Origin of the sequence: Chryseomicrobium aureum, assembly GCF_043182735.1 — a bacterium.
Classification (GTDB): Bacteria; Bacillota; Bacilli; order Bacillales_A; family Planococcaceae; genus Chryseomicrobium; species Chryseomicrobium aureum.
The window spans coordinates 2,090,668-2,102,733 of sequence record NZ_CP171117.1; the positions used below are offsets into that span (position 1 = coordinate 2,090,668).

The following is a 12,066-nucleotide window of genomic DNA, read 5'->3' on the forward strand; positions in this document are numbered from 1 at the left end:
TTTGTCTGGCAAATATACAGGGGTGCCTTTAACTCTCCGTCGAATGATTGCAAACAATGTATCAAATACTGGAACGCCCAAAATAAGTATAGGAACAATCAAACTGAAGAGGGCAACACTTTTGTATAGTCCTAGGACTGACAACACAGCGATCCCATAACCAAAAAACATGGATCCTGTGTCTCCTAAAAATATCTTAGCTGGATTAAAGTTGTAAACTAAAAACCCTAAGCCTGCACTCATCAACAGAATAGAAAACGTTAAAATAAGCTCTGTCCCTGCCGCGAATGCCATATAGGCAAACGTAGCAAAAATGATAATTGAGACACCTGTTGCCAAACCGTCTAAGCCATCGATTAGATTAATGGCATTGATAATACCAATCATCCATATAAATGTGAAGGCAACACCAAAGATACCAAGCTCAAATTTCCCTACACCCGGCACACTAAGTATCTCAATACTGAGACCACTACCAATTACGGCTACAACAGCCAGCATCTGACCGCCAAGTTTATATAACGCCTTAATTTGATAGCGATCATCTATCAAACCCGTTATAAGTATAATAACTGCCCCAACTAGAATCCCTGTCACTTTAGCATCTACGATATCTGACAACAAGAAGCCAATTCCGACTGCAACAAATACAGCTAGACCACCTATTCGTGGCATCGGTTTTGAATGGACTTTTCTAGCTTCCGGCTGATCGATGAACCCGAATTTAAAAGCTATCTTTATTACTATTGGTGTAAGTAGTAATGCAGATGCTATGGTCACTGCAGAAAGCAGCCATAGATTTGTTATCATAATTTCACCACTACAATCTTTTGTCTATGCAAGTATACTACAGTTGAAGAATATCGACTGTTACACTTTAGTTACGAATTCAAACTACATTAGGCTCAACTTTACTATTTTATAGTGATACAACATAAATTACAAATTCTATCTGATAATTTTTGAGAAATTACCCTCTACCGGAATTACTAAACTATCTTCTTTAAATTGAAATTTTAGCTCTAACTTATACGAAGTTGTTATAGTTTCATTGTTTTCATTAACGAATGTTCCCAAAATTTCACGTTGAGTTTTATATGAAAATGCATCAACTTTTGTGAGCGTTTGGTCATGAGCTTCATTTCTCACAATTCTTGTTTGCGTATTAATTTCTGAAATCAACTGATTATAGAATTCGTTATCCTTACCAATTAAACTCTCTATCCCACTATAATCTTCTGTAGTTAAATAGTTTTCTAATTCCCACAATAGTTCTTCAACAAATGTAGTTATTAAATTTACTCTTAATTCCTCTTTACTCTTCTCATTTTGAGTTGCCTCGTACTCAGAAATCCAGTTGTTCACGATTGGCAGTAAGGTACTAGAAGGAATACTAAAACCTATTTTCTTCGACTCAATCGCAACCATTGAATTTATACCAATTATTTTTTTGTTCTTAACTGAAATCAAAGGACCTCCGCTAGAGCCCAAGCCTAGCTCAGCATCTATTTCATAAAGACGATTATAAGTGTAGTTAGTTACAATATTAATTCCAGTTTGCGTAACTCTTCCTATTGTAATAGTATTCTCCTTGCCACTAGGTGAACCAACTGTGAATACCTCTTCTCCTTTTTCAACCTCTGTATTCAAAAGTCCTAACGGCTCTCTCCCAACTAGTTCTTTAACAAAAATAAGCGCTAAATCTTCAGACACGGACTTTCCAACTAATACTCCATCATATTGCACTCCTTGAGAGTCTTTTACAGTGATATAGAGACTTTCAGCCACAACGTGAGCATTCGTAATAACAAACCCTATATTATTTATTAATGTTCCACTACCTTGCTGTTTATCAGTATATAGTGTAAATGTACTCCACTTTGCCTTTTCAATTAATGAAGCATCAATTGATGTAGCAGCATTTTTTACTGGAGGCACTTTGCCAACATTTGGTTTCGGTTTTGTTTCTATTACAGTATTTGGCGCAGTTGGCTTAGGTTCTGATTCAGTTTTTTCGCCCGAGGAGTTTGGCTTTTGCTTTTGAGTAGATCCACTAAAAGAGTCGTTATTCATACCTTGACTGTCTAGAATTACAACTTGGCCAACCTCATTATTTATAGGAGATTCATTTGCGGAAGGACTTTCCTCAGTATCGCCAGTCGCAACCTCGTTTAACCAAGTGATTGCTTCTATAGACACAAGTAGTTTGCTATAACTAATCTCCGGATTTCTTTTCAACTCAAATTGTACCGGTTGGACTTCTTCCGAGTCAGGAGAAAATATATATAGAGCAACTCCAGAGATGATAACAATTAATGAAAATATTAAAATTTTTCTCATACTGGTACCTCCTGACTTATATCTGATAAACGATATTACTATTAATAATACTCTTATACGGGCTTTATTCACAACATAAAAAAAGCCCAGTTAGAATTACTATCTAACTGAAGCCTTTAAAATTATTTAATTGAGCGGTAACTGTGGATATGTTTACTCCAATAAGGATTTGATTTCAAATCAATTATTTCCGCTTTACTTCCGCCAGAGTGTACCATTTTATTGTTTCCGATATAAATACCTACGTGTGAGATACCAGCTTTATATGTGTTTGCAAAGAACACTAAATCGCCTGGTTGTGGATTTGAAGTTGGTGTAGATTCTGCATACTGAGTTCCTGTAGATCGTGTAATCGATTTACCAGCTTGTTTGTACACATATTGTGTGAATCCACTGCAATCAAAGCCTGCAGTTGTTGTTCCACCAAAACGATATGGAGTACCTAATAGAGATAATCCTACATCAACAATTTTTGAACTGTTTGCAGCAGGCGCTGAAGCTTGTTGTGTTGTAACCTGGCTTACCAATGAACTTAGAAGCCACGCGTGATGAGAACCATATTTTACACGGTACCATGTTTCACCGTTAATAGTAATTTGATCTGTCGCAGTTACTGTCGCTCCTGCAGGTACTGTGGTAATAACCGCATAAGCAGTTGTAGCTCCACGACGAAGGTTTGTATTATGCAGTGTCTTGAATGTACCAGACATGGCAGTCATTTTATTTGAAACGCTAGTTTGAGCTGCGGGTGCTGTATATGTGGACAACTTACTTGCTTCTACCCATCCGCTACGACCATTGGCAATAACGCGCTTCCATTCAACTCCGTTGATAGTGATTTTGTATTCAGAAGTAACTACAGTTCCTGAGGCTACCGTTGCGACTGAGGCATATGATGTTGTTGCTCCTCTACGAATCGGTGAAGTTGTATTGAATTTATATTTTGCCACATGATTTTGAAGCGCTGACGAATTAGATGTTTGAGCAACTTCTACTTTTGATAAATTAGAAGTTTGTGTCCAAGAATGATGCCCGTTGAAACGAACTTTTGTCCAATGAACATTATTAAGTGTGATTTGATCTGTTGCTGTTAGTGTAGCGCCTACTGGAGCATTTACGATAACTGCAGCACCAGTTGTTGCACTGCGTCGTAGTGGCGCTTGAGCACTAACTTTATATGTACCTTGTAATGGTGAAACTTGATTTGTGTAGACAATAGTTGTACTTGCTTCTGCAATGTTTTCCGTGACAAGAGGTGAGAACATCAAAAATGACGCGGCGGCAATTGTTACAATTGTTTTTTTCAAAATTTTAAGTCCCCCATGTGTTAATTACGATTTGTTTGAATTTTATATACGTTTAAACTACAAGCTCAATATTAGCAGATACAGTACGTTTTTATAGTTACAGTTATATTACAGTTTCGTTACAAAGAACGAATTTATGTTTAGTTCTATGAAAATTGGTGAGATGTATGAGATTGCAAAAATTATTAGAGATACTCTTATATATGTAACTATTTATTAAATTTGAATATTGTATATTTTTCGACTTTATAAGACAATAGGTGTACAACGTTTAATTCGAGAGGTGAAGTAATTGGAATTTCCGAAGGTCGAAATTGGTCGTCGCATTCGTATGTTGCGCAGAGAAGTAGGAATTACATCAGAAGAACTTGCGAAACGCGCTGGTGTTAGCCAGAGCATGGTGTCGCAAATTGAGCGAGGGCTCGTATCCCCTTCCCTTGAAACTTTGTGGAATCTCGCGAACAGTTTGAACGTGCAGATTTTCGCCTTTTTCGATCAAACGGATGGCGAACGTGTCAATGTGTATCGCCGCGATGACGAATTGGTTGTAAAGCGAATCCGTCCGAACAGCGAGTATCACCTATTGTCCCCAAGCATCGGAAAAGATATCGGTTTCTTTAAATTGGTTGTCGATCCCGGCGAAGAAGTCGAGGATCAGGTGATTCAACATAAGGGCGAAGAATGTGGCTACATACTAGAAGGTACGTTGATTGTGGAAGTGGGTCCGGATCGGTATACATTAACGGAAGGCGATGCGATTTTCTTTGATAGTGAGCTGCCGCACCGGTTTTTCAACCCTGGTGAGAAGCCAGCTATCGCGGTTTGGGCGATGACGGCGAACTGGCGTTGATTTAGATGTGGAGAACGCCACTCTAGAAACTCCGAGGAAATCCGGCGTGCCCGTGAAGGCGCTCTTCAGCCTTTGCGGGTGCGACGGATTCCGGAGCGTGTTTCTGGCGTTCGGAACTCGATTCCATTTAGATGTGGAGCCGACTGTTCAGAAATTGTGCGAGAAGCCATCGTGGACTGTGAAGCGTTTTTTGCTTCATAGGCCGCGATGGCTTCTTGCGGGATTTCTAGGAGGCGCAACTCGATTTTCAATTTAGATGTGGACATCGCCGATTTGGTCGGACATTGAATCTCCGATTGGCGGACATTGAACTACCTATTGGCGGACATTGAATCTGGGTTAGCGGACATTCGCTAAAGATTTGTCTAATAAAATAGTGAGATGGCCGAGACTGGAAGTGGTTCCCAAAAGGTACCTGGTACCCAAACAATTCCAATACAATTTATATTTATCAAAAATATAACGCAGTAATGCGGCTTCCAGATGCATAGTTGGTGAATAGTCATGAATGTCAGAATAGTGTTTGGGACAGGTACTTAAAAAGACACTAAACGCACTAAAAAATCCCGTAAGCTCCTGGTGAGCCTACGGGATTTATTTGATTACTTTAAGATTTTGATAGTGACTGTTTTACGGCCCCAGTTTAAAGCTTGTTGTTGGTTCGGGATGAATAAATCAATCTTGTTTCCTTTGATAGCGCCGCCAGTATCCCCAGCAATCGCTTCTCCATATCCTTCTACCCAAACACGTGAGCCTAGTGGGATGACACGCGGATCCACTGCAATTACTTTAAGATGCGGATTTGCACGCAAGTTGATTCCTGTTGCAGTAATTCCAGAGCATCCTGTGCAATATGCTGTGTATGCCGTTGCTTCCACTTGGAAAGTTTTCACAGCTTCTGGTGAAGTCTGTGCAGGTGGTGTCGGGTTACTAGCAGGTGTTGTGTAGCTTCCACCTTGAACAGCAAGTTTTTGATTCGGGAAGATCAGGTCAGATGATAGACCATTCCACCCTTTCAAATCTGCTACAGAAACGCCATGGTTTACAGCGATGCGATAAAGTGTGTCACCTGACTTCACTGTATAAGATGAAGATTCTGTTTTTGTTGGCTGAGCGGGTGCAGATGGCACTGACGCTGTACCTTCCACTGAAAGTTTTTGATTCGGGAAGATGAGGTCAGACGAAAGTCCGTTCCAGCTCTTTAAGTCCTGTACTGTTACATTGTATTTTTGAGAAATAGACCACAGTGTGTCTCCGCTTTTGATTGTGTATGTGTCTTCTGATGCTGATGCAGATGTCGCAGCTCCAAATAGTAAGCCGGCGAAAGCGGTTAGTGCAACGATTTGTTTTTTCATAGTATGAATTTCCTCCTTTTCACTAACGAGTACAATCGTACCACCTAGATGTATCAGGAGAATAACAACCATGTTGCAGTAAACTTTCAATTTACCGATAGTTTGATGAGGAATAGGTCATAGCTTTAACAAATATTACACTAATGTTACAGAATAAGAGTGTATTTGGTAGTATTTAATGTTTTGTAATAGTTTTATAGGGTAAATTGAGTTTTTGGGCATAGGTAGGATAAAGATTCCGGAGGTGACAGGCACCAAATGGGTACTACTTCCAAATGGTGACAGGCACCATTTGACAAAAGGAGCAAGCCCTGGGCTCGCTCCTAAAATGCTGTTATTTAGAGGATGTTTGTTTCACTGGGAACCAACCAGTGACGTTCAAGATTTTTTCCCAAAGTTGATCGGGAATGTCGAGCGCATCTTGGTTGGTCGGGTCGATTTCTGTTAGTAGCAACTCTTCTTTTCGTTCGACAAGTTTCGGGTACCACTCGGGATCTGTGACAATCGGACGTCCAATTGCGAAAAGTTCTGCATAGCCAGAAGCAGCGGCCTGGTCAATTTGTTGCTTCGTATTCAGTGAACCAACACCTACAAGAGGCGTGCGCCCGTTAATCACTTCCGCAAAACGCGCAATTCGTGAGGTGCCTTCTTCGTCTGTGTAGGAAGTGTCAAAGAATTGACCGAGAGAAATGTGTAGATAATCAAGGGTTTGGTCGGCAAGCTGATCAATCAAATTCAGCTTTTCTTCTATTGTAAAGCCCGGGTCTGTATTCTCTTCCGGAGAGAAGCGGTACCCAACAATGAAGTTTTCTGGTGCAATTTCACTTACTACACGTTTCACTTCCTGCGTGACAGCCAGTGGGAATGCACGACGGTCTTGCCCCCACTTGTCGTCTCGGCGGTTCGAGTGTGACGAGAAGAACTGGTGAATCAAGTATGTATTGGCGCCGTGGATCTCGACTCCGTCAAATCCGGCTTCGATTGCACGACGTGTCGCTTCCCCAAATGCACGGATTGTCTCTTCTACTTCGTCTGAAGTCAGTGCACGCGGCGTTTCTGCACCTTCCCGCGGGTAGGCGACGGCACTCGCTGAAACTGGAGTTCCTCCATTTAACACGCGACCATTTGATTGACGGCCTGCGTGGAAAATTTGAAGAATAGCCGTACTGCCGTTGTCTTTTATAGCAGCTGCTAGACGTTTTAGGCTCGGCAGGCGATCGTCTGATTCTGCACCAATCGAGTAGATAAAGCCAGCGCCTTGTGGCTGTACATAAGCACAAGCTGTGATCACAGCACCGATTCCACTAGCTGCGCGACGTGCGTAGTAAGCAATTTCTTGGTCCGAAACGTCACCGTTCGTTTCCGATGAATACGTGGTCATCGGAGCCATCATAATACGATTTTTAAGTGTTGCTCCATTCGGTAAAGTCAGAGGTTGTTGCCAAAGTGCTGTCATGTTTGTCTCTCCTTCGTGATGTTATTTTGTCTAGCGTACTGAAGTGGCGAAGAGAGTTCAAGTGATGTGACTCGAAAGTTTCGTGTGGCGAATTATTTTTGGGAAATAAAGCCCATTTGGTGCCTGTCACCTTTTGGAAACGGCTTCCAAAAGGTGACAGGCACCAAATGGAATCTACTGGAAAATGGTGACAGGCACCAAGAAAGGCACCAAGAAAAAAACACCAAAAAAAGTATCAAAAAAACTCTTCCGAGGGGGGAAGAGTCAAGAGAGTATAGTGGATAGCGATTCACAGAGCGCCTTAATCCATAGGAGAGCTGATTAGCCGAGCAAGATAGCGGCTGCTTGCTCGAGTTCTTCGTACGAGACGTTGAGTGGTGGCAGCAAACGGACGACGGTTGCGCCAGCTGGGACGACAAGTAGGCCTTTTGCTTGCATGTCGGCTGCGAATGCTGCGCTGTCTTCGACGACGATTCCCATCAGGAGTCCCATGCCGCGGACTTCGTATTTCGCAGATAGCTTGTCTTTTAGGTAAGCCGCTTTGGCCGTGACTTCCTGTAAGAAAGTAGGCTCGAATACAGTAGAGACGACTGTGTGGGAAACCGCGACACCAAGCGCGTTTCCACCATAAGTTGTACCGTGCGAACCTGGTGTCAACGATACGCCGACTTCTTCTGTCCCAAGGATTCCACCAATCGGGAAGCCTCCGCCTAGACCTTTTGCAAGCGAGATAATATCAGGTTTTAACACTGTCTGCTCGTATGCATAGCGTGTGCCTGTGCGGCCGATTCCTGTTTGGACCTCGTCAACGATCAGTAGGATGCCATTTGTGTCGCACAGCTCTTGGATCGTCGCTGCAAATTCTGGAGTTGTCGGGTTGACGCCTCCTTCCCCTTGGACAATTTCTAACATGATTGCCGCAGTTTCTTCATTTACAGCACCACGCAAGGCTTCCGAATCATTGAACGGAACATGCGTGAACTTCGAGACGAGTGGACCAAAGCCGTTTTGCACTTTGTCTTGCCCCGTTGCAGACATCGCGCCGAATGTGCGGCCGTGGAAAGAATTTGTGAATGTCACGATATGATGCTTTCCGGTGTGACGGCGTGCGAGTTTGATTGCGGCTTCGTTCGCTTCCGCTCCACTGTTGCAGAAAAAGGCGTGGTCAAAATGCGTGCCAGACGTCAACAAGGCAGCGAGTCGTTCCTGTCCACTGCTTTCAAATAAATTCGAGACGTGCCATAGTTTTTCGGATTGCTCCTTCAGTGTCGCATTGACCTGCGGATTGGCATGGCCCAGAGCGAGCACTGCGATTCCAGCGATAAAATCGAGGTATTCTTTGCCATCTGCATCCCAAACTTTCGTCCCCTGCCCTTTGACGAGTTCAATCGGGCGGCGTGCATAGTTTTGAAACAAACGGCTTTTTGTCAGTGATTCAGGCATTCGTGTGAACCTCCTTGGTGAGTCGAGTAATCAGTGGGTTGGTCGCCTGGACAGTCGTGCCGACAAGTGTATCATCGGTGATTTGGACCGCCTTGACACCTGATTCGAGGCAGTCGAGAGCGGCCTGTACTTTCGGGATCATCCCTCCGTAAATAATACCATTCGCGACCCACTTCCGAATATCCTGCTCACTCGCAGAAGTCACGGTGACTCCGTCTTTTTTGATGCCCGGTGTATCGGTCACCAACAGCAGGGATTCTGCCTGGACGCCAGATGCGATACCCGCCGCTAGTGTATCCGCGTTGATATTGAGCGGATCTCCTGTTGCGGAAGTTCCAATGCATGCGACGACTGGAATAATGCCGCCTTTTAGAAAGAGTTTGAATTTTAACGCGTTGACGTCTGTGACAACGCCTACTTCCCCATATATTTCCTGTTCTAAATAATCACATGTAAATACACCATCAAACCCACTAAGACCAGCTGCTGAAATACCCGAAGCATTGATCTTTCCGACGAGCCCCGAGTTTACTTCCCCAATCAAAATATTGCGGATCGTCGCAATCATCTCAGGTGTCGTGACGCGGATGCCGTCGATTGTTTCCGATACAATGTCTTGATGCGCAAGTGCTTCATTGATGTTGGGACCCCCGCCGTGAACGACAATGATGTTCTGCCCTGCAGCTACTCGACGTTTCAAACTTTTAATAAAGGCTTCGGAAAGGTTCGCGAGCGTGCTGCCTCCGATTTTGATGACGTGGCAATTAGGAACGATAGCTTGCGTTGATTTGGACATAGTCATACGTCAAGTCACACCCCCATGCGCGGCCTTCGCCTGGTCCGTGGTGAAGGTCCACTGAAATTGAAATCTCGTGTTGCTTCAAATAGTTCATTGCTTGGTCTTCGGAAAATTTCACTGGTTCGCTGTCTTCTACGACTAAAATATCCCCCAGTTTGATGGTAATCGTTTCTGGATTTATTTCCATTCCGCTATAGCCGACCGCTGCAATGATGCGCCCCCAGTTCGCGTCGCATCCGAAAACTGCAGTTTTCACGAGTGGCGAACCGACAACTGTTTTTGCGATTTTACGTGCTTGTTCATCGGAAACGGCACCTGTAACATTCACTTCAATTAACTTCGTCGCGCCTTCCCCGTCTTTTGCAATCAGTTTTGCAAGGTCTTGAGAGACCATTTCGAGCGCCGATACGAATGTGCCCCATTCCGGATGATCCGGTGTGAGTGCATTGTTTTCAGCAAGTCCGTTGGCAAGGACGAGCACCATGTCGTTTGTTGATGTGTCCCCGTCTACCGTAATCGAGTTGAACGTTTTTTCTGTCACTTGCGAAAGAGCAGCTTGCAAGTGCTCGGAGTCGATGTTCGCGTCTGTAGTTATGAAGCCAAGCATGGTCGCCATGTTCGGCTCAATCATGCCAGACCCTTTTGCGACGCCTGCGATAACGATTTCCTTTCCGTCAATCTTCGTTGCGTACGATGTGTTTTTCATTACCGTATCGGTTGTCATGATGGCTTGTGCGAAATCGAGTGCGCCCGTCAACTCATCGTTTGGTTGAAGTTTTGTCGTACCATGGATGATCGGTGCCATCGGAAGTGGCTCGCCGATTACGCCAGTTGACGCCACACCAATCAGTTCTGGTGCGATGTTAAACTGGTCAGAAGCGAGTTGCTGCATGGCGAGCGCGTCGAGATCCCCTTGTTTTCCTGTACATGCATTGGCGTTTCCGGAATTGACGAAGATTGCTTGCATCTTTTTTGTGTTGTATACAACGTCTTTTGTGACTTTCAGTGGAGCTGCTTGAATCGCGTTTGTTGTGAAGACGCCTGCTACTGAAGCCGGTACTTCGCTGATGACGACGGCGAGGTCCTTTTTCTTATGCTTGATGCCACAGTGTATGCCGGTCGCGGTGAAACCTTTCGGTGAGACGAGTGATTTTCGTTCGATTTTTTTGAGTGTTTGTGTGATAGTCAATTCCATAAGAGTCGCTCCTTTTCGCTAGATCATGAGAGGGACGAGGGTCAGCCCCGCCTTTTCATCGAGTCCGCACATGAGATTCATATTTTGAACGGCTTGTCCGGCCGCACCTTTCATCAAGTTATCGATTACCCCGACGATGGTTGCCCGGTTGGTCCGAGGATCGATGGTGACTTGGATGTCACAGAAGTTCGAACCGTACACTTGTTTCGTGCTGAATACGGGTTTGTCAGCTAGCACACGGACGAACGGTTCCTTGTCGTAGGCAGTTTTCAAGGCTTCTTGAATTTGTTCGTTTGTAGTACCTGCCGTTAGCGGTGCGTAACTCGTTGCCATGATGCCACGCGTCATCGGGATGAGGTGTGTATTGAATGAGAGCGTCGGTGTTTTACCCGTCAGCGTGGTGACGGTCTGCTCGATTTCTGGGATATGTTGGTGGCTATTGATTTTGTAGATTGAGAAATTCTCGTTCAGCTCACTATAATGGGTGAGTTGCGATGGTTTGTTTCCTGCCCCGGAAGCGCCACTTTTTGCATCTGTATAAAGATGTGCCGGGTCAATCAGGCCTTCTTTAATAAGCGGAAGCAAGCTAAGTAGTGTTGCCGTCGGATAACACCCCGGGTTTGCGATGAGCTCGGCTGTTTGGATCTGTTGCCGGTTCCATTCTGGTAAACCATAGACCGCTTGTTGAACCGCCTGTTGGGGAGCTGCCGGTTTTTGGTACCACGTTTCGTAAATTGTGGGGTCTTGGATCCGGAAATCACCGGAGAGGTCAATCAGTTTTGGCCCCTTCCCGAGCAGATCTGGGAGAATGGTCGATGCGACGCCTGCTGGGGTGCCTGTAAAGACAACATCTAGCTTTGCGAGAGTATCTATCGAGATAGCCTGCAACGGTTGTTCGATTATATTCATTAAATGCGTATATTTATGCGAAATGTGTATATTTTCTTCTGATGAGGAAAACACGTGGATTTCGTGGACGTTCGGGTGGTTTGTCAGAATACGGATGAGTTCTAGTCCCCCATACCCTGTAGCACCAATTATGCCGATTTTCATAGTGGTTTCAACTCCGATTCCAAAACAAGTTATTTTTTAGTATACGACTGCATAATTATAAAGTCAAATGTATTTTTAGATGTGGAGAACGCCACTCTAGAAACTCCGAGGAAATCAGACGTACCCGTGAAGGCGCTCTTCAGTCTTTGCGGGTGCGGCTGATTCCGGAGCGTGTTTCTGGCGTTCGGAACTCGATTCCATTTAGGTGTGGAGAACGCCACTACTTTTAGTAGTCAATCTCTGGCGCTACGGCAGTGAGTTCCAGGGG

The 12,066-nt window shown here is 44.3% G+C and carries 9 protein-coding genes and 1 pseudogene; 1 reads left to right on the forward strand and 9 read right to left on the reverse strand.

The genetic code is table 11. The features are described 5' to 3' along the window. Nucleotides 1-144: 144 nt before the first annotated feature. The 3 genes and pseudogenes from ACF3OH_RS10895 to ACF3OH_RS10905 form a co-directional block, all read right to left on the reverse strand. A pseudogene (locus tag ACF3OH_RS10895) lies at nucleotides 145-810 on the reverse strand (glycosyltransferase family 4 protein); the annotation flags it as partial. 138 nt (nucleotides 811-948) lie between these two features. Further along, a complete protein-coding gene (locus ACF3OH_RS10900; RefSeq protein WP_392454665.1) occupies nucleotides 949-2,340 on the reverse strand; it encodes a S1C family serine protease in 1,392 nt (463 codons plus the stop codon). Between the two features lie 122 nt (nucleotides 2,341-2,462). Beyond that, nucleotides 2,463-3,647, reverse strand: a complete 1,185-nt coding sequence (locus ACF3OH_RS10905) for an NlpC/P60 family protein (RefSeq protein ID WP_392454666.1) — start codon at nucleotides 3,645-3,647, stop codon at nucleotides 2,463-2,465. 292 nt (nucleotides 3,648-3,939) lie between these two features. Here ACF3OH_RS10905 and ACF3OH_RS10910 point away from each other — a divergent pair, with 292 nt between their 5' ends. Then, the gene (locus ACF3OH_RS10910) at nucleotides 3,940-4,497 is read left to right on the forward strand and encodes a helix-turn-helix domain-containing protein (RefSeq protein ID WP_392454667.1); all 558 of its coding nucleotides are present in this window, start codon (nucleotides 3,940-3,942) and stop codon (nucleotides 4,495-4,497) included. A gap of 602 nt (nucleotides 4,498-5,099) precedes the next feature. On the opposite strand, the gene ACF3OH_RS10915 is transcribed toward ACF3OH_RS10910, so the two are convergent. The 6 genes from ACF3OH_RS10915 to argC form a co-directional block, all read right to left on the reverse strand. Further along, entirely contained in the window at nucleotides 5,100-5,852 is a 753-nt protein-coding gene (locus ACF3OH_RS10915; RefSeq protein ID WP_392454668.1) for a LysM peptidoglycan-binding domain-containing protein, read from the reverse strand. 334 nt (nucleotides 5,853-6,186) lie between these two features. Beyond that, a complete protein-coding gene (locus ACF3OH_RS10920) occupies nucleotides 6,187-7,308 on the reverse strand; it encodes an NADH-dependent flavin oxidoreductase (RefSeq protein WP_392454669.1) in 1,122 nt (373 codons plus the stop codon). A 321-nt stretch (nucleotides 7,309-7,629) separates the two neighbouring features. Then, the gene (locus tag ACF3OH_RS10925; RefSeq protein ID WP_392454670.1) at nucleotides 7,630-8,751 is read right to left on the reverse strand and encodes an acetylornithine transaminase; all 1,122 of its coding nucleotides are present in this window, start codon (nucleotides 8,749-8,751) and stop codon (nucleotides 7,630-7,632) included. Then, on the reverse strand, nucleotides 8,744-9,553 hold the full coding sequence (argB, locus tag ACF3OH_RS10930) for an acetylglutamate kinase (RefSeq protein WP_392454671.1): 810 nt from the start codon (nucleotides 9,551-9,553) through the stop codon (nucleotides 8,744-8,746). The genes ACF3OH_RS10925 and argB overlap by 8 nt, the downstream gene beginning before the upstream one ends. Then, nucleotides 9,516-10,745, reverse strand: a complete 1,230-nt coding sequence (gene argJ / locus ACF3OH_RS10935) for a bifunctional glutamate N-acetyltransferase/amino-acid acetyltransferase ArgJ (RefSeq protein WP_392454672.1) — start codon at nucleotides 10,743-10,745, stop codon at nucleotides 9,516-9,518. The genes argB and argJ overlap by 38 nt, the downstream gene beginning before the upstream one ends. An 18-nt stretch (nucleotides 10,746-10,763) precedes the next feature. Next, nucleotides 10,764-11,798: an N-acetyl-gamma-glutamyl-phosphate reductase gene (gene argC / locus ACF3OH_RS10940; protein WP_392454673.1), complete on the reverse strand. Its 1,035-nt coding sequence runs from the start codon at nucleotides 11,796-11,798 to the stop codon at nucleotides 10,764-10,766. Nucleotides 11,799-12,066: the final 268 nt, after the last annotated feature.

Bases quoted from the DNA above. Each gene is read 5' to 3' on its own strand.
- ACF3OH_RS10900 (WP_392454665.1), bottom strand. From the start codon at position 2,340: ATGAGAAAAATTTTAATATTTTCATTAATTGTTATCATCTCTGGAGTT.
- argC (WP_392454673.1), bottom strand. From the start codon at position 11,798: ATGAAAATCGGCATAATTGGTGCTACAGGGTATGGGGGACTAGAACTC.
- ACF3OH_RS10925 (WP_392454670.1), bottom strand. From the start codon at position 8,751: ATGCCTGAATCACTGACAAAAAGCCGTTTGTTTCAAAACTATGCACGC.
- ACF3OH_RS10915 (WP_392454668.1), bottom strand. From the start codon at position 5,852: ATGAAAAAACAAATCGTTGCACTAACCGCTTTCGCCGGCTTACTATTT.
- argB (WP_392454671.1), bottom strand. From the start codon at position 9,553: ATGACTATGTCCAAATCAACGCAAGCTATCGTTCCTAATTGCCACGTC.
- argJ (WP_392454672.1), bottom strand. From the start codon at position 10,745: ATGGAATTGACTATCACACAAACACTCAAAAAAATCGAACGAAAATCA.
- ACF3OH_RS10920 (WP_392454669.1), bottom strand. From the start codon at position 7,308: ATGACAGCACTTTGGCAACAACCTCTGACTTTACCGAATGGAGCAACA.